At 65.0% G+C, this 19,627-nt stretch carries 24 protein-coding genes; 14 read left to right on the top strand and 10 right to left on the bottom strand.

Annotated features, from left to right (window positions below; translation table 11 throughout):
- Positions 1-72 precede the first annotated feature (72 nt).
- Positions 73-738 (top strand): tetratricopeptide repeat protein, encoded by a 666-nt coding sequence (locus tag FJ986_RS16225; protein WP_140675036.1) that lies wholly within the window; start codon positions 73-75, stop codon positions 736-738.
- A 3-nt stretch (positions 739-741) separates the two neighbouring features.
- Positions 742-2,175 (top strand): ribosome biogenesis GTPase Der, encoded by a 1,434-nt coding sequence (gene der, locus FJ986_RS16220; protein WP_140497954.1) that lies wholly within the window; start codon positions 742-744, stop codon positions 2,173-2,175.
- Between the two features lie 74 nt (positions 2,176-2,249).
- On the opposite strand, the gene FJ986_RS16215 is transcribed toward der, so the two are convergent.
- Entirely contained in the window at positions 2,250-3,170 is a 921-nt protein-coding gene (locus FJ986_RS16215) for a LysR substrate-binding domain-containing protein (protein ID WP_140497956.1), read from the bottom strand.
- A gap of 116 nt (positions 3,171-3,286) precedes the next feature.
- Between FJ986_RS16215 and FJ986_RS16210 the strand changes: the two genes are divergently transcribed.
- The 7 genes from FJ986_RS16210 (at position 3,287) to FJ986_RS16180 (ending at position 8,903) form a co-directional block, all read left to right on the top strand.
- Complete coding sequence (locus FJ986_RS16210) at positions 3,287-4,615, top strand: MFS transporter (RefSeq protein ID WP_140675033.1); 1,329 nt, start codon at positions 3,287-3,289, stop codon at positions 4,613-4,615.
- Between the two features lie 100 nt (positions 4,616-4,715).
- Positions 4,716-5,897: a cell wall hydrolase gene (locus tag FJ986_RS16205; RefSeq protein ID WP_140671794.1), complete on the top strand. Its 1,182-nt coding sequence runs from the start codon at positions 4,716-4,718 to the stop codon at positions 5,895-5,897.
- Positions 5,898-6,153: 256 nt separating this feature from the next.
- On the top strand, positions 6,154-6,552 hold the full coding sequence (locus tag FJ986_RS16200; protein WP_140558291.1) for an AtpZ/AtpI family protein: 399 nt from the start codon (positions 6,154-6,156) through the stop codon (positions 6,550-6,552).
- Between the two features lie 87 nt (positions 6,553-6,639).
- Positions 6,640-7,398 (top strand): F0F1 ATP synthase subunit A, encoded by a 759-nt coding sequence (locus FJ986_RS16195; protein ID WP_140497962.1) that lies wholly within the window; start codon positions 6,640-6,642, stop codon positions 7,396-7,398.
- Positions 7,399-7,482: 84 nt separating this feature from the next.
- Entirely contained in the window at positions 7,483-7,707 is a 225-nt protein-coding gene (locus FJ986_RS16190) for a F0F1 ATP synthase subunit C (protein WP_140497964.1), read from the top strand.
- Positions 7,708-7,801: 94 nt separating this feature from the next.
- A complete protein-coding gene (locus FJ986_RS16185; RefSeq protein ID WP_140675030.1) occupies positions 7,802-8,401 on the top strand; it encodes a F0F1 ATP synthase subunit B in 600 nt (199 codons plus the stop codon).
- Between the two features lie 10 nt (positions 8,402-8,411).
- Complete coding sequence (locus tag FJ986_RS16180; RefSeq protein WP_140514758.1) at positions 8,412-8,903, top strand: F0F1 ATP synthase subunit B; 492 nt, start codon at positions 8,412-8,414, stop codon at positions 8,901-8,903.
- Positions 8,904-9,224: 321 nt separating this feature from the next.
- On the opposite strand, the gene FJ986_RS16170 is transcribed toward FJ986_RS16180, so the two are convergent.
- Both FJ986_RS16170 and FJ986_RS16165 read right to left on the bottom strand, forming a co-directional pair.
- Positions 9,225-9,920 (bottom strand): ribonuclease HII, encoded by a 696-nt coding sequence (locus FJ986_RS16170; RefSeq protein WP_140675027.1) that lies wholly within the window; start codon positions 9,918-9,920, stop codon positions 9,225-9,227.
- 142 nt (positions 9,921-10,062) lie between these two features.
- A complete protein-coding gene (locus FJ986_RS16165) occupies positions 10,063-11,217 on the bottom strand; it encodes a PA0069 family radical SAM protein (protein ID WP_140514951.1) in 1,155 nt (384 codons plus the stop codon).
- Positions 11,218-11,367: 150 nt separating this feature from the next.
- On the opposite strand from FJ986_RS16165, the gene FJ986_RS16160 reads away from it, so the two are divergent.
- Positions 11,368-11,892 (top strand): glycosyltransferase, encoded by a 525-nt coding sequence (locus FJ986_RS16160; RefSeq protein ID WP_140675199.1) that lies wholly within the window; start codon positions 11,368-11,370, stop codon positions 11,890-11,892.
- 148 nt (positions 11,893-12,040) lie between these two features.
- Here the strand turns inward: FJ986_RS16160 and FJ986_RS16155 are convergent, their stop codons facing one another.
- The 7 genes from FJ986_RS16155 to FJ986_RS16125 all read right to left on the bottom strand — a co-directional run bounded on the left by FJ986_RS16155 (position 12,041) and on the right by FJ986_RS16125 (position 16,377).
- On the bottom strand, positions 12,041-12,286 hold the full coding sequence (locus FJ986_RS16155; RefSeq protein WP_140675024.1) for a hypothetical protein: 246 nt from the start codon (positions 12,284-12,286) through the stop codon (positions 12,041-12,043).
- A gap of 322 nt (positions 12,287-12,608) precedes the next feature.
- Entirely contained in the window at positions 12,609-13,163 is a 555-nt protein-coding gene (moaB, locus tag FJ986_RS16150) for a molybdenum cofactor biosynthesis protein B (RefSeq protein ID WP_140564282.1), read from the bottom strand.
- Positions 13,150-14,052, bottom strand: a complete 903-nt coding sequence (locus FJ986_RS16145) for a 4-(cytidine 5'-diphospho)-2-C-methyl-D-erythritol kinase (protein ID WP_140675021.1) — start codon at positions 14,050-14,052, stop codon at positions 13,150-13,152. Before FJ986_RS16145 ends, moaB begins: the two co-directional genes overlap by 14 nt.
- Positions 14,053-14,078: 26 nt before the next feature.
- Positions 14,079-14,264 (bottom strand): hypothetical protein, encoded by a 186-nt coding sequence (locus FJ986_RS16140; RefSeq protein ID WP_140497980.1) that lies wholly within the window; start codon positions 14,262-14,264, stop codon positions 14,079-14,081.
- 137 nt (positions 14,265-14,401) lie between these two features.
- Positions 14,402-15,265, bottom strand: a complete 864-nt coding sequence (locus FJ986_RS16135; protein ID WP_140675018.1) for a S49 family peptidase — start codon at positions 15,263-15,265, stop codon at positions 14,402-14,404.
- An 87-nt stretch (positions 15,266-15,352) separates the two neighbouring features.
- Positions 15,353-16,153, bottom strand: a complete 801-nt coding sequence (locus FJ986_RS16130; RefSeq protein WP_140514767.1) for a methyltransferase — start codon at positions 16,151-16,153, stop codon at positions 15,353-15,355.
- Positions 16,153-16,377, bottom strand: a complete 225-nt coding sequence (locus FJ986_RS16125) for a DUF2007 domain-containing protein (RefSeq protein ID WP_135901951.1) — start codon at positions 16,375-16,377, stop codon at positions 16,153-16,155. The genes FJ986_RS16130 and FJ986_RS16125 overlap by 1 nt, the downstream gene beginning before the upstream one ends.
- Positions 16,378-16,542: 165 nt before the next feature.
- Between FJ986_RS16125 and FJ986_RS16120 the strand changes: the two genes are divergently transcribed.
- From FJ986_RS16120 to FJ986_RS16105, 4 genes are all read left to right on the top strand, one after another.
- Positions 16,543-17,559 (top strand): polyprenyl synthetase family protein, encoded by a 1,017-nt coding sequence (locus FJ986_RS16120; protein ID WP_140514769.1) that lies wholly within the window; start codon positions 16,543-16,545, stop codon positions 17,557-17,559.
- Between the two features lie 106 nt (positions 17,560-17,665).
- A complete protein-coding gene (locus FJ986_RS16115; RefSeq protein WP_140497988.1) occupies positions 17,666-18,334 on the top strand; it encodes a GntR family transcriptional regulator in 669 nt (222 codons plus the stop codon).
- Positions 18,335-18,439: 105 nt separating this feature from the next.
- Positions 18,440-19,021, top strand: coding sequence for a biotin transporter BioY (locus FJ986_RS16110; protein WP_140675015.1), 582 nt, complete (start codon positions 18,440-18,442; stop codon positions 19,019-19,021).
- An 8-nt stretch (positions 19,022-19,029) separates the two neighbouring features.
- Positions 19,030-19,497, top strand: a complete 468-nt coding sequence (locus FJ986_RS16105; RefSeq protein WP_140675012.1) for a DUF1284 domain-containing protein — start codon at positions 19,030-19,032, stop codon at positions 19,495-19,497.
- Positions 19,498-19,627: the final 130 nt, after the last annotated feature.

Below are 19,627 nucleotides of genomic sequence, written 5' to 3'. Positions count from 1 at the left end.
TCCATGCCGACAAAATTTCGCTAAAACGCGGGCTCGCGAACGCTCCGGCCCGGGGCAGGAATGGTTTTATTGATGTCCGACGACAGTTTTATCCGTGAAGTCAACGACGAGATCCGTCGCGAACAGGCGCAGAAGCTGTGGGACCGTTTCGGCCCGGCCCTGCTTGTGGTCGCGGTGCTGGTCGTGCTCGGCACCGCCGCCTTCGTCGGCTACCGCTACTGGGACGAGACCCGCGCCAACCGTTCGGGCGATGCCTTCTCGCAAGCGTTGAAGCTGGCCAATGACGGCAAGAACGACGAGGCGCTGGCCGCGCTCGATCAATTGGAGAAGGATGGCTACGGCGCCTATCCGCTGCTCGCCCGCATGCGCGCGGCCACCGTCAAGGCCGACAAGGGCGATGTCGACGCAGCCGTCAAGGATTTCGACGAGGTGGCGGCCGACGCCGCCATTCCCCAGGGCATTCGCGACATGGCGCGGTTGAGGGCGGCGCTGCTGCTGGTCGATCGCGGCTCCTTCGCCGATGTGTCGAGCCGCGTCGAGGCCCTGACCTCGGACACCAACACGCTGCGCCACACCGCGCGCGAGGCGCTCGGGCTGGCCGCCTGGAAGGAAGGCAAGACCCAGGATGCGCTGAAGCTGTTCGACCAGATCGCCGCCGATGACGGTGCCCCGCGCAACACCCGCGAACGGGCGACCCTGATGTCCGAGCTGATCCGCGGCTCGGGCAGCGCGTCGTGACATATGAGCTTCAAAGTTGCCATCATCGGCCGGCCTAACGTCGGCAAATCGACTCTTTTCAATCGGCTGGTGGGAAGGAAGCTGGCGCTTGTCGATGACACGCCGGGCGTCACCCGCGATCGCCGCGTCCATGCGGCAAAGCTTTACGACCTGCATTTCGACGTCATCGACACTGCGGGTTTCGAGGATGCCGCCGCCTCGACGCTGCCCGGCCGCATGCGTGCGCAGACCGAGATCGCTATCCGTGAGGCCGACCTGATCTTCTTCACCGTCGACGCCAAATCCGGCCTGTTGCCGGACGACCGGACCTTTGCCGAGATCGTGCGCAAATCCGGCAAGCCGGTCGTGCTGGTTGCCAACAAGGCCGAGGCGAAGGGCGCGCAGGGCGGCATGCTGGAGGCCTGGGAGCTCGGGCTTGGCGAGCCGGTTCCGGTCTCGGCCGAACACGGCCAAGGCATGCCCGACCTGCGCGACGCGGTGATCGCCGCACTTGGCGAGGCGAGAGCCTTTGGCGAGGATGAGGACGACGACGAGGAGATCGCCTCCAGCGAGGTGCTGATCGGCGAGGATATCGCCGATCCCGACGCCGACGAGGTGCCGGCCTATGACGACACCAAGCCGATGCGCATTGCCGTCGTCGGCCGCCCCAATGCCGGCAAGTCGACGCTGATCAACGCGCTGATCGGCGAGGAGCGGCTTTTGACCGGACCGGAAGCCGGCATCACCCGCGATTCCATCTCGGTCGATTGGGACTGGCGCGGCCGCCGTATAAAATTGTTCGACACCGCCGGCATGCGCCGCAAGGCCAGGATCCATGAAAAGCTCGAGGTCATGTCGGTGCAGGATGGCCTGCGCGCCATCCGCTTCGCCGAGATCGTCATCATCGTGCTCGACGCCACCATCCCTTTCGAGAAGCAGGATCTCCAGATCGCCGACCTGATCATCCGCGAGGGCCGCGCGCCGGTGATCGCCTTCAACAAATGGGACCTGATCGACAATCCGCAGGAACTCTTGGCCGAACTGCGCGAAAAGACCGAACGGCTTTTGCCGCAGGCGCGCGGCATGCAGGCGGTGACGGTTTCGGCCGAGACCGGACGGGGCCTCGACAAGCTCATGGAAGCCGTCATCCGCACGCACAAGGTCTGGAACAGCCGCGTCTCGACCGGCAGGCTCAATCGCTGGCTGGAAGGCATTCTTGCGCATCATCCGCCGCCCGCGGTTGCCGGTCGCCGGCTGAAGGTCAAATATGTCACGCAGGCCAAGACGCGCCCGCCGGGCTTCGTCGTCTCGTGCTCGCGCCCGGATGCGATGCCGCAATCCTATGTCCGCTATCTCACCAACAGCCTGCGCGAAGCCTTCGACATGCCGGGCGTACCGATCCGCATGGCGTTGAGGACTTCGGACAATCCCTTTGCCGGCAGGGCCAAGAAGCGCTGACGTCCGGGGGAAGGGTGCCAACCCTTCGACGCGGTGTAGACCCTGGAATGACGAAGAGGGGTTGCGACCAGGGCCTAGGCGACCTTCAGCAGGTTCTCATCCGTCCGCGCGCCCTCCGGTAGCGCCTGCCGCGCCGCTTCCAGCAGGATATCGGCGAGGCGGGCGGCCACCGGTTCGGGTTCGGCATCCCTGCGGTGCAGGAACAGCGTCATCCTGGGCAGCGCCGGCAGACCGGCAATCTCCGGCGTCATCGCGCTGACGCTGGCCGGCAGGCCGATGTCGGTGCGGATCGTCAGCCCGAGCCCGGCTGCAACAGCCGCCCAGATGCCACCAAGGCTCGGGCTGGAGAAGGCCATGCGCCAGGGCAGGCCGGCGCGGTCGAGCGTTTCGGTTGCGACCGTGCGCAACAGGCAAGGTGCTTCCAGCGCCACCAGCGGCAGCGGCTCGCCATGGCGCAGGCTGGTCTCGATGCGCTTTGCCGGGCCGATCCAGCGCATCTGCACGTCGGCGACATGCTGGCTGTATGGCAGCGTCGCGCCGCTGTGCCAGGCAAGTGCGATGTCCAGGCTGCCCGAGATGATCCGCTCCGCGAGCTCATGGCTGCGCGCGATGCGGGCCTCGATCTTGACTTTGGGATGGGCACGGGCGAAGCGGCCGAGCACGTCAGGTAGCACCGCCTCGCCAAAATCCTCCTGCAGGCCGAGCCGCACCCAGCCTTCCAGCTCGACATCATGGATGGCGGCGGCCGCCTCGTCATTGAGCTCGACCAGCCGCCGCGCATAGCCGAGCATGGTCTCGCCAGCTTCCGTCAGTGCCAGCCCGCGTCCCGACTTGCGGAAGATAGGCGTCGCCGCCTGCTCCTCCAGTTTCTTCAACTGCGCGCTGACCGCCGAGGTCGAGCGGCCAAGCCGGTCGGCCGCCTTGGCGAAGCTGCCAAGCTCCATTCCGGTGACGAAGCTTCTGAGGACGTCGAGGTCGAATGTCACGCGTCGCATGATAATCCCGTTTTTTAGGATTGTGCGTCAAAAACTTCCTGATTTTATGGACAAAGCTATGGCGATAGACATGCGCCGTCAAGGCCGGTCACCGGGCCGCAAACGGGAATGAAACCATGTCCGCCATCGTCACCCGCACCGATTGTCAGTCGACGCCACGGGCCGAAGGCTCCGGCTCCAGGACCTTCACGCCCAATCACCGCTGGAAGGTGCTGGGCATCGGCGTCGCCGCCAATGCCGGTTTTTCCGCTACTTTCTCCGGCATACCGGCAACCGCGGTGCTGATGCGGCAGGGCTATCATCTCGGCAATGCTCAGCTCGGCCTGGCGCTTGGCCTTCTCGGTCTGGGCGTTGCGCTCAGCGAACTGCCCTGGGGCCTGCTCACCGATCGCTGGGGCGATCGCCGTGTGCTTTTGACCGGGCTCGGCGCCACGGCGGCATGGCTGTTCCTGATGGCGTTGCTTGTCGTTCCATCCCCGTCCGGCGTGCCGGGCGTTCATGTCCTGGCCGCCGCCTTGCTCGCCACCGGCCTGCTCGGCGGCAGCGTCAACGGTTCGAGCGGCCGCGCCATCATGGGCTGGTTCCGCGAAGGCGAACGCGGATTCGCCATGAGCATCCGGCAGACGGCGGTGCCGCTTGGCGGCGGGCTGGGCGCTCTTGTCCTGCCCTTGCTTGCCGCCACGCATGGCTTCGCGGCGGTCTATGGCCTGCTCGCCGCCTTCTCCGTGATCTCCGCTATCTTCGCCTGGCGCTGGCTGCACGAACCGCCGACACAGGGTTCGGCCGCGCCGACCGTTCTGGCCGGGCCCCGGCCGCTGCGCAATGTCGAGGTCTGGCGCATCGCAGCGGCCATCGGCCTGCTGTGCTTTCCGCAAGTGGCCGTACTCACCTTCGCATCGGTCTTCCTGCACGACCTCGCCGGCATGGGGACCCTGGCCACCAGCGCAAGCCTCGCCGCCGTGCAGGCCGGCGCCATGGCGATGCGCGTCTGGAGCGGCCGCTTCACCGACCGCCACGGCAACCGCCGGCCGTTCCTGCGCCTGTGCAGTGCGCTCAGCGCGCTTGCCTTCACGCTGCTCTGGCTGCTGGTCCTGGCCGGCCCGACCATATCAGGCGGCCAACCCGTCGCGATGGCCACGCTTCCCGTGATGCTGATTGTCGCAGGCATCCTGGTCTCCGCCTGGCATGGCGTCGCCTACACCGAGCTTGCCACGCTTGCCGGCGCTGGCCATGTCGGCACCGCGCTCAGCCTGGCCAACAGCTTCGTTTTCATAGGTTTCTTCCTGGTTCCGGTGGCCATTCCGGGGCTCTTGCATCTCTGGTCCTGGCCCGGCGTTTGGTTGTCGGCGGCGGCGTGCGCGTTGATCGCGTGGCCCATCTTCCTGCGGCCGGCCTCCATGTCCGTCCCGCCGCAAAACCGCCCCACTTCGCAACCACGAGCCTGAGCCGACCGGGAAAACCCGATCGAAGCTGTTAACGTCCCATCAAGGTTAATGCATCATTTTGCTCTCCAGTGGGGTCAGTAGCGTTCCTGGAGAGAGTTCCGTGCATCGACGTGTCTTGACGCGCCTTGTTGCCGTCGCCGGTGAGAAGAAACGCAGCCTCGTGGCACCTTTCATCGTCGGCCTCGGCATCTGGATCGGATTTCCGACGGTTTCCGCCTACCAGGATATGACGAGCCTCGTTTCCGGCCTCGAGGCGCCGACCCGCTGGAATTCCTATGTCGAGAAATCCGTCGCCGGATCGGTCCATGCCGCCGAGATGCCGTTTGTCGACGACGCTGTGACGGGTTCGCTCTCCGGATCGGGGGTGCGCCTGCCCGGCGTCGGCGCCGTCTCCTTTCGCGGCAAGGGCGGCAAGGTCAGCACGACGCCCGATGAGGACCGCATTGTGCGCGCCGACAAGAAGGGCCGCATCGTCCAGATCTCTCCCGTCGCCCCGCCGAAGAACTTCAACGCCGGCTCGATCTTCGAGCGCACCTCATCCCTGCTGCGGCCCAGCATGGACAGCGGCCTGAAGATGGCTTTCGCCAAACCCCAGATCAAAGGCAAGGAAATCCAGATCGCCGCGGCATTCCACGCGCGTGAGGACAAGAAGCCGGATCCCGGCGTGTCGCCCATGCTTGCCGCCCTGGTCAACAACGATCATCCGGATGTGCTGGCGACGGCCTATGCGCAGGCCGCGCCCGACTATGCCAAGGCGTCGCCCTTCGAGGCCCTGCTCCAGGACGAGGAGCCCAACAGCGGCCGTTTCATCCCGCCGATGGCCAAGGGCGACCATTCTTGGATCCAGAATCCGCTTCCGGCGAGCGTCTTCTCCAAGCCCGAGCAAAAATGCCTGGCCAACGGCATCTATTTCGAGGCGCGGGGCGAATCCGTGCGCGGCCAGGCCGCCGTCGCCCAGGTCATCCTCAACCGTGTCCGCAATCCGGCCTATCCCAATTCGATCTGCGGCGTCGTCTACCAGAACGACAGCTGGTTCAACCGTTGTCAGTTCTCCTTCGCCTGCGATGGCAGGAAGAAGCGCATCGACAACCCGGTCGCCTACAAGACCGCGCAGGATGTCGGCATGGCGGTGACCGCCGGCAAGGTCTTCATTCCCGAAGTCGGATCGTCGACCCACTACTATGCCAATTACGTCCATCCCAACTGGGCGCGTACGATGCAGAAGATGACCAAGATCGGCCTGCATATCTTCTACCGCACCTATGGCGGCGGCTGGAGCTGAACGCCCGATAGGCGTCCATATTTTTGCGCGGCTGCGCGGTCTCTCGAAGAGCCGTCGCGCGGAGGATTCGCTCAAGGCGTCCGCGCCGCCATGGCGGGCACGATGTCGCACCTCTCTATTATATTGATTTCATTGTATAAAATACATGGTAACGAACTTCCGCCCGTGGCTTGACGGGCGCAAACCCTCTAACTATGTTGCCGGCGACTTTAGAAGCGGACGGACGGTGACGGTCTGCCCGGGCAGGGGGGTTGCGATGGCCGATGAAACTGGGCCAGGCGGAACCGGAGAAACCGGCCGCGGCAAGCAGCACGAAGCCGCCATCCGCGACGACGAACTTGAGCGCCGCCGGCGTGAACTTGAAGCATCGCTTGCGACAAGACGGCCGGACCGGCTCGAGGGGAAAGACGCGAAACCAGTGACCGGGTACGGTCAGGCACTCAAGCTGTCCAGCGAGTTCATCGCCGGGGTGGTGGTCGGTGCCGCCATCGGCTGGATCATCGACCGTCTGGCGGGGACATCGCCATGGGGTCTGATCGTGTTTCTGCTGCTTGGTTTTGGCGCGGGCGTGCTCAATGTCATGCGTTCGGCAGGCGTTGTGGCGGAATTCGGACAGGGCGACAAATCGCGCTCTGGCCGCAACGACAGCAAGTGACCGCTCTTCAGGCGGCATTTGGAAATAGCCGCCTTTCGACGGGCGGCATGGTAACAAGGCCGCATGCGGCACTGACGGGGTTTGAACGTGGCAGCTGACAAGGTCGATCCGATCCACCAGTTCCATATCAACAAGCTGATACCGATCGATATCGGCGGCTACGACTTGTCCTTTACCAATTCGGCGCTGTTCATGGTCGCGACCGTGGTTGTCGCCGCGGCATTCCTGTTTCTGACGACGTCGAGCCGCAGCCTCGTTCCCGGCCGGCTGCAATCGATCTCCGAAATGGCCTATGAATTCGTCGGCAACATGTTGCGCGACGCCGCCGGCACGCAGGGCATGAAGTTCTTTCCCTTCGTGTTTTCCCTGTTCATGTTCGTGCTGGTCGCCAACCTGCTTGGCCTGTTCCCCTATTTCTTCACCGTCACCAGCCACATCATCGTCACCTTCGGCCTCGCCGTCTTGGTTATCGGCACCGTGATCGTCTACGGTTTCGGCAAGCACGGCCTTGGTTTCCTCAAGCTGTTCGTGCCGCAAGGCGTGCCGGTGTTCCTGCTGCCGCTGGTGGTGCTGATCGAAGTGATCTCCTTCGTCTCGCGCCCTGTCAGCCTCTCGGTTCGTCTGTTCGCCAACATGCTCGCCGGGCACATCACGCTGAAGGTCTTCTCCGGCTTCGTCGTCAGCCTCTCGGCGCTGGGCGCGGTCGGCGTCGCTGGCTCGGTGCTGCCGCTGGCGATGGCCGTGGCGTTGACCGCGCTCGAACTGCTGGTCGCCTTCCTTCAGGCCTATGTCTTCGCGGTGCTGACCTGCATGTATCTCAACGACGCCCTGCACCCGGGGCACTGATAAAAAATTTCCGGCGCAAGAGTTTTCAACATTGCCGCCGGAATGGAATCGCAACGGAATTTCAGATCCAAAGGAGTTGAACAAATGGACGTAGAAGCAGCAAAGTACATCGGCGCCGGCATCGCTTGCCTCGGCATGGGCGGCGCGGGCATTGGCCTCGGCAACATCTTCGGCAGCTATCTCTCGGGCGCGCTGCGCAACCCGTCGGCCGCCGATGGCCAGTTCGGCCGTCTGATCTTCGGCTTCGCCGTGACCGAAGCTCTGGGCATCTTCTCGCTTCTCATCGCGCTGCTGGCCCTGTTCGGCTGAGCCCCTGTTTGGCTGAGCCGCTATTTGGCTAAGCTATGGGAAGATTGGACAGGCCGGCCGCGAGAGCGGCGGGTCTGATATCAGGGGATAGTCCATGTTCGTGACATCTGCCTTTGCGCAAGAGTCCGCGCCTGCCACCGAGGCTGGCCACGCTGCGACGGAAGGCGACACGCATTCCGGCACCAGCGTGCCTGCCGAAGCTCATGGCATGTTTCCGCCATTCGATCCGGCGACGTTTCCGTCGCAGCTTCTTTGGCTGGCGATCACGTTCGGGCTCTTCTACCTCTTCCTGAAGAGGGTGGTGGTGCCGCGCGTCGGCGGCATCATCGATGTCCGCAACGACCGCATCAGCCAGGATCTCGATCAGGCCGCGAGGTTGAAGGGCGAGGCCGACGCTGCCGTTGCTGCTTACGAGCAGGAATTGGCGGAAGCCAAGAAGAACGCCAACGCCATCGGCCAGCAGGCCAATGACGCGGCCAAGGCGGAAGCCGAGACCGCGCGCAAGAAGATCGAGGCCGCGCTCGACGAGAAGCTCGGCGAGGCCGAGGCGCGCATTTCTTCCATCAAGGCCAACGCCATGAAGGAAGTCGGCAGCATCGCCGAGGACACTGCTTCGGCGATCGTCGAGGCGCTGGTCGGCGGCAAGGCCAGCAAGGCCGAGATCGCGGCCGCGGTCAAGTCCGTGGCCGGGTGAGGAGCGCATCATGGACGCCACATCTCTTGCAACGCTCTGGGCCACGATCGCCCTGGTCATCTTTTTGGGTATCGCCATCTACATCAAGGTGCCCCGCCTGATCGCCAAGGCGCTCGATGCCCGCGCCGCCAGGATCAGCAGCGAGCTTGACGAGGCGCGCAGGCTGCGCGAGGAGGCCCAGCAGTTGCTTGGCCAATACCAGCGCAAGCGCAAGGAAGCCGAGCAGGAGGCCGCAGACATCGTCGCCGCGGCCAAGCGCGAAGCCGAACTGCTCGCCGCCGAGGCGCACAAGAAGACCGAGGACTACGTCGCGCGGCGCACCGCTCTTGCCGAACAGAAGATCGGCCAGGCCGAGCGCGAGGCGATCGGCGAAGTGCGCGCCAGCGCCGTCGACATTGCCGTCGAAGCCGCTCGCACGCTGCTCGCCGGCAAGATCGACGCCAAGGCGGGAGCCGACCTGTTCAAGACCTCGCTCGCCGATGTGAAGGCGAAGCTGAACTGAGCTGAAAACAACAGAAATGAAAAAAGCCGCCTGGGAAACCCGGCGGCTTTTTGTTGTGGCGCGGAGGTCAACGCTGCCGATCTCCCCTCTCGTGGGGGAGATGCCCGGCAGGGCAGAGGGGGGCGCGAAGGAACGCCAGCGCTCGATTCAAAATCAGCTGAATTGGGTGCCGATAGTGCAGGGAACCTGGGCAAGACTAACTGATAGGCTGGAGGGACAGCGCCCCCCTCTGTCCTGCCGGACATCTCCCCCACGAGGGGGGAGATTGGCTGTCACCGCCGCTTTCGCCAATCCTACCAACGCAAGATAGATCGAGCCGCCCTAATCCAGCCCGGCGAAGCTCTCTTCTTCCACCACCTCGGCACCTTCAAGCCTGAATGGCGCGAACGACACGCGGTGCAGCCGCGCCACCGGCCCGTGCGTCTCGATCGCGGTGCGATGGCGGACCGTGGCATAGCCCATATGCACTTCGAAGCCATAGTGCTGGTGATGGCTGCCGCAGCCGCACATCATGCGGTCGCGCATCACCTTGGCGACGATCGAGGCGGCGGCGATGGATTGCGAGCGCTGGTCGCCCTTGATCAGCGCGCGCCCCGTGCAAGGCAGGCCCGGCGGCACGTCGCGCCCATCGGCAAGCGCGAGCTTCGGCTGCACCGGCAGGCCGGCGACCGCACGGCGCATCGCCTCCAGGCTCGCCTTGAGGATGTTGCTGCCGTCAATGCCCTCGGCGCTGACCGAGGCCATCGACACGCCGAGCGCGGAGCCGATGATGCGCACGAACAGCGCCTCGCGTTGCAAATGGCTGAGCCGTTTGGAATCGTCGAGGCCGTCGGGGATGTTGGCAGGGTCGAGCACGACCGCAGCCGCCACCACCGGTCCGGCCAGCGGGCCGCGTCCGGCCTCGTCCATCCCCGCGACCGGCCACAGGCCTTCGGCCATCGCCTTCGTCTCGAAGGAGAAATCGGGTTTCTCGATGATTTCGAAGAGAGGCGGAGAATCAGAACGCGCGCGAGCCATGTTGCGGCGAGGTTCGCATCGGCTCTGATTCTCCGCAAGTCCCTCCGGGTCGGGTGGGGCGCCGGACCGGGAGGGCACCGTCTGCAGGCCGGGGCAGGCCGGACGGGATTTTTTCGCCACGGCGGCAAACAGCCGCGGTCGTTCAAAGCAGCATCAACTGCTCCTGGTCCTTGCCGGCGGCGACGAACTGGTCGGTCCGCAGCGTGCGCCGCTCGGCATTGAGACCGAGCCGCTTGGCGGTGATTTCGAAGCGCCGGCCGATCTGCCAGGCGTAAGGACCCGCGCCCTTCATGCGCTTGCCCCATTCCGAATCGTAATCCTTGCCCTCGCGCATCGAGCGGATCAGCGACATCACATGGCGATAGCGGTCGGGATAGTGGCGCAGCAGCCAGTCCTTGAAGATCGGGCTGACCTCGAGCGGCAGGCGCAGCACGACATAGCCCGCCTCGCGTGCGCCGGCATGGTGCGCCGAATCGAGGATGCGTTCCATCTCCTGGTCGGTCAGCCCGGGGATGATCGGTGCCACCATGACCGAAGCAGGGATGCCGGCATCCGCAAGCTGCCTGATCGCCTCCAGCCGCTTGGCCGGCGTCGAGGCGCGTGGCTCCATGGTGCGCGCCAGCATGCGGTCGAGCGTGGTCACCGACAACGCCACCTTGGCGAGGCCCCGTTCGGCCATGCGTGACAAGATGTCGATATCGCGCGTCACCAGGGCGGATTTGGTGACGATGCCGACCGGGTGGCCGCGCGCCTCCAGCACTTCGAGGATCTCGCGCATGATCCGATACTGCTTCTCGATCGGCTGGTAGGGATCGGTATTGGTGCCGATGGCGATGGTTCGCGGCTGGTAACCGTCCTTCGACAGTTCCTTGTCGAGCAGGCGCGCCGCGTCGGGCTTGGCGAACAGTTTGGATTCGAAATCCAGCCCCGGCGACAGGCCCATGAAACTGTGCGTCGGCCGCGCAAAGCAATAGACGCAGCCATGCTCGCAGCCGCGATAGGGATTGATCGAGCGGTCGAAGGAGATGTCGGGCGATTCATTGCGGGTGATTATGGTACGCGGCTTCTCGACCTGCACCTCGGTCTTGAAGGGAGGCAGTTCCTCCAGCGAGTTCCAGCCATCGTCGAAGACATGCCGGCTGACCGGCTCGAACCGGCCGGACGGGTTGATGCCTGCCGACCGGCCGCGGTTGCGGTCCGGACGCACGCGCATGCCGCTCTGCTCGATCATCGCGTTGGCCATTTCGGCTCGTCCTGCTCCGAAGGCGGCAATGTCGGCGCGCATGATCGGTTCCATCTTCGCCCGCTCCCAGGGACTGTCCATGTTGTTTCGAATCGCTCTGCTCATGAATTTAATCCTATTTGCCAAACGAGAACAAAGCAAGAACTTTCTATGGTGCGCCGCAAAAACTGGCGCTGCGTTCCGCTTTCCGCTATTCGGCAAATGATGCTCACCGTTCTCATAGAGACCCACAATGACGAGGAGGGCCTCGCTCGCACCCTGGCGACGCTGATCGGCGGCGCGGTCGAGGGCGTGGTGCGCGAGGTCATCGTCTGCGACACCGGTTCCACCGACCAGACCCATCGCGTCGCCGAGCATGCCGGGTGCCAGTATGCGACCGACGGCGTCGCGGCGGCCATCCGGCACGCGAAAGGCGATTGGCTGTTGCTGCTGGAACCGGGCGCGCGGCTGGTCGACGGATGGATCGACGAGGTCGTTGCGCATACAGCGAGGCAAACCATGGCGGCGCGGTTTTCACGCACACGCGCCGGCCGCGCGCCATTCCTGGCCCGTATCTTCTCGGGAAACCGTGCCTTGGCCGACGGGCTGCTGATCAGCAAGCGCCAGGCCACATCCTTGTCGAAAAGAGCCGGCAGCGCCGAGGCCCTCGCTCGCGGCCTGGCGACCAAGCGGCTGGATGCCGAAATCTGGGCCGCTCCGGCAACACAAGAGCACCGCCCGCCCAAATGATTTTGCAGCTGCTCTGTCTACGTGCGTTGCACATGTGACGCGCAGCTAGCTTCCGATCACGCGGGTGCCGGCGCGCAGGCCGCGGCTGATGATGGAAGTGGTTTCGGTGTCTCGCGGTCCTCGCGCCGGCGCTTCCACGGCGAGCCGGTCATTCGCTAAAACGCATCTCCACAGGCATCCAGCGAAGACGACGTCTGGCTTGACGCTGTGTCTTGCTTTCCGCGTCGTAGTCGACCGGGATCGGTTCCTGACTGAACGACCTTTGATCGTCCAGGGCGTTGATGATGACGATTGCCCTGGCATCGTCCTCTCCGGCGATTGCGGCGGTATAGACACCGCATTCACCGCAGATCAGGTAGTCGGCCGTCCCCAATCCAAAACGGTATTTCTTCAATCGCTGGATGTCCTTGACTGAGATGACCAGTCTGCCGTCCGGATCGGCGACGGCGCGCGAGCCATGCTTGGTACAGAACGAGCACTGGCAGGCGCGAACCTCGATTTTCGATGGATCGAGCTCGGTTGAAAATCGAAGGCGTATGTTGCCGCAATGGCACCCGCCATTATGCACTGTCATCGCGTCCGCCCGTCTTCAACGGCGATGGCCGCCGCCGCGAGACGATACGTCCTGCCGCATCCGGTTTGGAATGGTCTTTCGAAGGCGAAGGCGGTGTTCTGCCTGGCAAACGCGGCGTGAAACCAGCGCCTTGCCTCGGCTTTCACGGAGCCGACATGCCGCGCCGCAGGTGCTCGTCCAGGCGCGGCATGATCTCGACGAAGTTGCAGGGCATGTGCCGGTAGTCGAGCTGCGCCTTCAAGATGCCGTCCCAGGCATCCTTGCAGGCGCCGGGCGAGCCCGGCAGCACGAAGACGAAGGTGGCGTTGACGACGCCGCCGGTCGCCCGGCTCTGGATCGTGGAGGTGCCGATCTTGTCGTAGGAAATGCGGTGGAACACCTCGGAAAAACCATCCATGCGCTTTTCGAAGATCGGCTCCAGCGCGTCCGGCGTCACGTCGCGCCCGGTGAAGCCGGTGCCGCCGGTGGTGATGACCACATCGATCCCATCATCCTTCGACCAGCCGAGCACCTTGTTGCGGATCTTGTCTCCATCGTCGGTGACGATATCGCGGGCGGCAAGGATGTGGCCGGCTTCCGCGATGCGGTCGGCCAGCGTCTGGCCGGACCTGTCGTCGGCAAGGCTGCGCGTGTCGGAAACGGTCAGCACCGCGATGCGGACCGGAATGAAGGAACGGCTCTCGTCAGTCCTGGCCATGGGCATCTGCCTCCGCCGTCATGCTGCGCGTCGCGGCGACGAACCAATCGGGTTGCCGGGCACGGATATCGGCGGCCGCGCGCTTGGCGACGTTGCCGGTCTCGAACAAGCCGAAGCAGGTGGCGCCGGAACCCGACATGCGGGCAAAACCGGCTCCGGCCTTGTTCAGAACAGAAAGTGCCTTGCCGATGGCGGGCTCGATGGCGCGGGCCGCCGGCTCGAGGTCGTTGCGCGTAATCTCCAACCAGTTGCGCAGGCTGTGGAAGTCGACCACGCGCGGCAGCGGCGGCAGCGCTTCATTGTCGCGCCGCGACAGCGCGTTGAATACGTCGGCCGTCGAGACCGCCTTGCCGGGATTGACCAGCACCAGTCCGAGCGCCGAGAAATCAGGCACGATCGACAGCACCTCGCCGATGCCGCGTGCAATCAGCGGCCTGGCCGCCAGGCACATGGGAATATCGGCGCCAAGCGAAAGCCCGATCCGCGCCAGCGCGGCATCGTCGATGTCGAGTTGCCAGCCCGCCGCAAGCCCGCGCAGAACGGCTGCCGCATCGCTCGATCCGCCGCCGACGCCGGAAGCGACGGGCAGGTTCTTTTCAAGCTTGATGGCGACCGGCGGCGTGCCGCGAGGACCGGCTGCCTGCCGCAGCGCGTCACGCGCCCTGAGCACCAGATTGCTGCCGTCGACGGGAACATCCGGAGCGTAGCGGCCGGACACGCTGAAATCGTCTCGCTCGGCAAGCGCGATCTCCATCCTGTCGCCAAAGCGCGTGAACACCGCCAGGCTTTCGATCAGATGATACCCGTCATCGCGCCTGCCGGTGACATGCAGAGCGAGGTTTATCTTGGCGGGCGCCCGCCATATCCGGACGCGCTGGCCGGATTCCAGGCTCTCGATTGCGAGTGAAATGAGGATCAGTCCTTGGCCAGCCGGTACTCGCCGGTCTTCGGATCCTTCACCAGCGTCCCCATCGCGCCGTTTGCCGTCTGCTTTTCGGTGCGCCGCACCTTGGCGGTTACGCGCTCGGCCTCGCGGATGAAGGTGCGGTAGCCAAAATAGGCGGCGATCCCGACGACGGCGAAGAAAATGATCTGCGGCATATCAAAACTCCTCCCACGCTGGGCCGGCGAAGGGCGGCCGGTCGGGTCGGTTGGCGCATGTCGTCCAAAGGCGGTTTCTGGAGAAAAACGACATGCATGGAACTTCGAGGTTCATGCTAGACGGTTTTGCCGGGTTTTCAAAGCCCGAAGCGCGCCCACAGAGCGCGCTCTTGCGCCGCATCGAGCACGCCGCCGGTGGCAGCGGCGGCAATGTCGGGCGCCGAAAAGCCCTTGCTCGAGCCGAACAGCCCGAAGCGGCCGAACAAACCGCGCGGCGCCGAGATCAGCTTGAGTTGGGTTTTCGCCCCGAACCGCGTCTTGAGCACGGATCGCATGTCGCCGAGCGCATCGACAAGCCCAAGCTCCAGGCCGCGCTTGCCGGTCCAGAACAGGCCCGTGAACAGGTCGGGATCGTCCTTGAGCTTGGTGCCGCGCCGCTCCTTGACCAGATCGATGAAGGTTTCGTGCACTTCGAGCTGCAGCGCCTTCAGCCGTTCGATGTCTTCCTTTTTCTCGGGCTTGAATGGATCAAGCACCGACTTGTTCTGGCCAGCGGTGTGGACGCGGCGCTCGACGCCGATCTTCTTCATCAGCTCCGGGAAGCCGAACGAAGCCGAGACCACGCCGATCGAGCCGACGATGGACGACGGGTCGGCGAAAATCTCATCGCCGGCGACCGCGATCATGTAGCCGCCCGAGGCAGCGACGTCCTCGACGAAGACCAGCACCTTTCTGTTCTTCTCGGTCGCCAGGTCGCGGATACGCTTGAAGATCAGCCGCGACTGCACCGGCGAGCCGCCGGGCGAATTGATGGAGATGGCGATGGCAGGCGCATCGAAGGAAAACGCCTTTTCGATCAGCCCGGCGGTGGAGGCAAGCGACAGGCTGGGACGGAACGGGCCGCCGCCCGCCAGGATGGTGCCGTGCAACCGGATAACCGGAATGGTGACGACCGTGGAACGCCAGGATTTCGGCAGCAGGCGGTTGAAAAGGCGTTTCACTGAGGTCGATCTCCGCTCGATGGGTTGCCAGCATGTAGGAATTTCAAGGCCAACGGCAATGCCGCGGCCATCGCGGCCAGGTTGTGTTCAATCTCCGAACAAGGAGGCGAGGCCGTTGTTGATCATCTCCGTCCGTTCCGACGGGCCGTCGCCCGTCTGCGCGTGAAGCATCAAAGGCGGCCGAATAGCGAGTTTGCCGCGCGCCCCGAGCGTTGCCCTGACGATGATGCGGATCGCCGCGGCATCGGGGCGGGGATGCACGGCCAGCATCTCGGCGTCGCCGAAACGGCCCGCGATCGCATCGAGAAGCGAACCGAGTTGCTCGGGCCGCGCGATGACGGCAAGCCCGCCGCGCGGCCTGACCACTGCTGCGGCGCTGCGGATCCAGCCCTCTAACAGCCCGTCCTCCATGACATGCGCTTCCTTTCTCAAGCGCTCGGGCGTGGCGCGGTCCTGCGCGGCGTTGAAGGGCGGATTCATGATGACGAAATCGAAATCATTGTCGCCGAGGCCGGCCGCCGTCCTGGCGCGGCCCGAAAGCGCGACATTGGCGACGAGCACCGAAGCGCGGTCGACGAGGTGAGCGTTGCCGGGATGCGCGAGCGTGGCCGCGGCGAAAGCCGCCATTTCCGGCGCGCGTTCGACCAGCACGGCCCGGGCCGTCGGGCAGCGCGCCAGAACGGCAAGTGCCGCGGCACCGGCGCCGGCGCCGAAATCGGCGAGACGCCCGCCGAAGGAGGACGGCACGGCAGCCGCCAGCATCATGGCGTCCATGCCGGCGCGATGGCCGCCATGCTTGGGCTGCACCAGCCAGAACCGGCCGCGATGGAAGGCATCGACCGTGTGGGCTGGCGTGTCCGGGGCGAGGGCGGCTGGCGCGGCGGACATTATTTTTGGCGGATCTCGTTGGCGATGCCGGCATCCGTCAGGATGCGCCGCGCCGCGTCGGCCTTGTCGGCGTCGACCATGACGCGCCGCGGCAGGATGCCGAGCGAGCCGTCGAGCACGCTCATATTCTGGTCGGCCACGAAGCAGCCGATGCCGGCATCGCGCATCAGCGATTCGACGAAGGAGATGATGACGGCGTCGTTGGTGCGAATGAGCTCTATCATCTGACGAAACTCTCAGTTTGCCGCGTTCATGTAAACGCATGCGAGGCCCGAAACCAGAGAAGCCGCGCCAATTCGCCACTTGCCGTGGCCGCGTTCGCCGCCCTAGAGTCCGTAACGGAACTAAGGGTGCCGTCGCACGCGTTACATCAGACGGGAGAGTTTGTCGTGGGTGTCGTTCTCAACATCGAAAACGGAAAGCGGGAACCCGCCTCCATCAAGGATCTGATCGACCTGACGGCGGCCGACATGGGGCGCGTCAACGAATTGATCCTGTCGAAGGCCGGATCCGATGTCGAGATGATCCCGGAGGTCGCCAACCACTTGATCTCGTCGGGCGGCAAGCGGCTCAGGCCAATGCTGACGCTCGCCGCCGCACAGATGTTCGGCTATGCCGGCGAGGGCCACGTCAAGCTCGCTACATCGGTCGAGTTCATGCACACGGCGACGCTGCTCCACGACGACGTCGTCGACGAGAGCGGCATGCGACGCGGCAAGAAGACGGCCCGCATGATCTGGGGCAACCAGGCGAGCGTGCTGGTCGGCGACTTCCTGCTTGGCCAGGCATTCCGCATGATGGTCGATGTCGGTTCGCTGGAGGCGCTCGACATCCTGTCGAGCGCGGCCTCGATCATCGCCGAGGGCGAGGTCATGCAGCTTGCCGCCGCCAAGAACCTGGAGACCACCGAGGACGAGCATTTCGCCGTCATCAAGGCCAAGACCGCGGCCTTGTTCTCGGCTGCCGCCGAGGTCGGCCCCGTCATCGCCCAGGCGACGCGCAACGACCGCGCCGCCTTGCGCTCCTACGGCATGAATCTCGGGCTCGCCTTCCAGCTGATCGACGATGCGCTGGACTATGGCGGCACCAGCAAGGATCTGGGCAAGAATGTCGGCGACGATTTTCGCGAGGGCAAGGTGACGCTGCCGGTCATTCTCGCCTACCGGCGCGGCAGCAAGGCCGAGCGCACCTTCTGGAAGCGGGCCATCGAGGACAATGTCACCGATGACGCCGGCCTCGAAAAGGCGATCGGGCTGATGACCCACCACGGCGCGATCGCCGACACGATCGGGCGCGCCCGTCATTTCGGCGAGATCGCCCGCGACGCGCTGGCGCCGCTGGAGGCGACGCCGCAGAAATCGGCGCTGATCGACGTCATCGACTTCTGCATCAGCCGGGTGAACTGAGCCGCTGCCTTTCACGCAGCTCTCCTCTGGCTCGTGCTGGGGAGAAATCCGTGAATCCGTCTCCGCCGCCTCGACAAGCTGCCCGGCTGCAAATTATCTATAAAACATGGCAAAGGGCACGGACGACACCATCGCGGTGCGCATCGGCAAGGTTCTGGCGGATCGCATCATCTCGGGCGCGATCGAGCCTGGCGCCCGGTTGCGGCAGGACCATGTCGCCGAGGAGTTTAATACCAGCCATGTGCCCGTGCGCGAGGCCTTTCGCCGCCTCGAGGCGCAAGGCCTCGCCGTCAGCGAACCGCGCCGCGGCGTGCGCGTGGCGGCTTTCGACCTCGGCGAGGTCAAGGAGGTCGCCGAAATGCGGGCGGCGCTCGAAGTGCTGGCGCTGCGCCACGCGGCGCCGCATCTGACCTCCGCTATTCTCGATCGGGCCGAGGAGGCCAGCAAGGCCGGCGACAAATCCCGGGACGTCAGGTCGTGGGAAGAAGCCAACCGCGCCTTTCACCGGTTGATCCTGACGCCATGCGGCATGTCGCGTCTTCTCGCCACCATCGATGACCTGCACGCCGCAAGCGCCCGTTTCCTGTTCGCCGCATGGCGCTCGGAATGGGAGACCCGTACCGACCAGGACCACCGGGCGATATTGGCCGCCTTGCGGCAGGGCAACACCGAATCGGCCGCGGCGACATTGGGGCGGCACGTGCAATGGATTGGCCGCAAGCCGGTCAGGACAGCCTCCGGCACCACGCGAGAGGCCTTCGCGATCGTGGGCTAACCGCCTTGCGCAAGGCGTGCCTTGCCATCGTCCGAAAATTGTGGCTTCGATAATAGATCGAAGGCAAAAATTATCTATAATTTTGGATCGACCAAGGGAGCCCCTATGACCGACATCGCGTTCTCGTCCGCAAAACCGTCCTTCAGCCCGCTCCGGCTTCAGGAGCGATCGCTCGGCTGGCAGGCGGGCGCCGTCGTGCTCGGCACCCTGTTCCTGGCGCTGTCCTCCTACATCGAGGTGCCGATGGTGCCGGTTCCGGTGACGATGCAGACCTTTGCCGTGACGCTGGTCGGCGCGCTCTACGGCTGGCGGCTGGGCGCGATCACCATCGCCGCCTGGCTGGCCGAGGGTGCGGTCGGCTTCCCGGTTCTGGCCGGCGGGGCTGCCGGCGTACAACATTTCATTGGTCCGACGGGCGGCTACCTCTTCGCCTTCCCGGTTGTCGGCGTACTGGTCGGCTGGCTGGCGGAGCGCGGTTGGAACGGCGGCAGGGTCGTGCTTGCCTTTGCCGCCATGCTGCTCGGCAACCTGCTGTGCCTAGCCCTTGGCACGGCGTGGCTCGCCGTCATCATCGGCGCCGAGAAGGCTGTTGCCTTCGGCTTCCTGCCGTTTGTCCTCGGTGGCCTGCTCAAGTCGGCGCTTGGCGCCGCCACGCTGATGGCGCTCCCGCGCGGCAAGGCGAAATAGCGCCAGCCGTGACGATAAGGCTGCGCGCTCATCACCTCCTTTGCCTGCTCACCTATGTGGGCAAGGGATACAGCCCCGCATTCACGGCCAACTACGACGGTATCGCGCAGCGCCTTGGCCGGGGCGAGGACATACTGGTCGTGTCCGGCCCGGACGACATCTGCGCACCGTTGCTGGATGAACAGGAGCCACATTGCCTGCGGGACAGCGCCGCCGAGCGGGACCGGGTTGCCGCCCACGATGCCGGCGCCTTGCTCGGGCGACCAATCCGGGCCGGTGCGCGCCTCGATCCCGGTGCGGACATGCTGGCGCGGATGCGGCAGGCCTTCTCGGCCGGCCTCACGCGCGAGGCCTGCCGAGGCTGTGAATGGAGCGGCCTGTGCAGCGCGGTGGCGTCAGGCGGATATCAGGGCGCGCGCCTGCGGCCCTCCGGTCTTCCGGGCACTCCTGACGCCGATGCGCCGGTTTCGGGCTGAAAGCCGTTCTTTGCCGGCATGGTTTGTTAATCGGGTGACCCGATTGTGAATTCGAGGCGGATTGAAGCGTGACCCCAAAAAGGCCATGCTTTTCTCCGAAAGATCGAATCTACGTCGATCCCGCTGACGC

The sequence above is a fragment of the Mesorhizobium sp. B1-1-1 genome (genome assembly GCF_006442955.1).
Lineage (GTDB): Bacteria > Pseudomonadota > Alphaproteobacteria > Rhizobiales > Rhizobiaceae > Mesorhizobium.
The sequence above is the reverse complement of the archived record's forward strand: the minus strand, read 5'-3'. Positions and strand labels throughout refer to the sequence as shown.

Bases quoted from the DNA above. Each gene is read 5' to 3' on its own strand.
- FJ986_RS16225 (WP_140675036.1), top strand. From the start codon at position 73: ATGTCCGACGACAGTTTTATCCGTGAAGTCAACGACGAGATCCGTCGC.
- der (WP_140497954.1), top strand. From the start codon at position 742: ATGAGCTTCAAAGTTGCCATCATCGGCCGGCCTAACGTCGGCAAATCG.
- FJ986_RS16215 (WP_140497956.1), bottom strand. From the start codon at position 3,170: ATGCGACGCGTGACATTCGACCTCGACGTCCTCAGAAGCTTCGTCACC.
- FJ986_RS16210 (WP_140675033.1), top strand. From the start codon at position 3,287: ATGTCCGCCATCGTCACCCGCACCGATTGTCAGTCGACGCCACGGGCC.
- FJ986_RS16200 (WP_140558291.1), top strand. From the start codon at position 6,154: ATGGCCGATGAAACTGGGCCAGGCGGAACCGGAGAAACCGGCCGCGGC.
- FJ986_RS16190 (WP_140497964.1), top strand. From the start codon at position 7,483: ATGGACGTAGAAGCAGCAAAGTACATCGGCGCCGGCATCGCTTGCCTC.
- FJ986_RS16185 (WP_140675030.1), top strand. From the start codon at position 7,802: ATGTTCGTGACATCTGCCTTTGCGCAAGAGTCCGCGCCTGCCACCGAG.
- FJ986_RS16180 (WP_140514758.1), top strand. From the start codon at position 8,412: ATGGACGCCACATCTCTTGCAACGCTCTGGGCCACGATCGCCCTGGTC.
- FJ986_RS16170 (WP_140675027.1), bottom strand. From the start codon at position 9,920: ATGGCTCGCGCGCGTTCTGATTCTCCGCCTCTCTTCGAAATCATCGAG.
- FJ986_RS16165 (WP_140514951.1), bottom strand. From the start codon at position 11,217: ATGGAACCGATCATGCGCGCCGACATTGCCGCCTTCGGAGCAGGACGA.
- FJ986_RS16160 (WP_140675199.1), top strand. From the start codon at position 11,368: ATGCTCACCGTTCTCATAGAGACCCACAATGACGAGGAGGGCCTCGCT.
- moaB (WP_140564282.1), bottom strand. From the start codon at position 13,163: ATGGCCAGGACTGACGAGAGCCGTTCCTTCATTCCGGTCCGCATCGCG.
- FJ986_RS16140 (WP_140497980.1), bottom strand. From the start codon at position 14,264: ATGCCGCAGATCATTTTCTTCGCCGTCGTCGGGATCGCCGCCTATTTT.
- FJ986_RS16130 (WP_140514767.1), bottom strand. From the start codon at position 16,153: ATGTCCGCCGCGCCAGCCGCCCTCGCCCCGGACACGCCAGCCCACACG.
- FJ986_RS16125 (WP_135901951.1), bottom strand. From the start codon at position 16,377: ATGATAGAGCTCATTCGCACCAACGACGCCGTCATCATCTCCTTCGTC.
- FJ986_RS16115 (WP_140497988.1), top strand. From the start codon at position 17,666: ATGGCAAAGGGCACGGACGACACCATCGCGGTGCGCATCGGCAAGGTT.
- FJ986_RS16110 (WP_140675015.1), top strand. From the start codon at position 18,440: ATGACCGACATCGCGTTCTCGTCCGCAAAACCGTCCTTCAGCCCGCTC.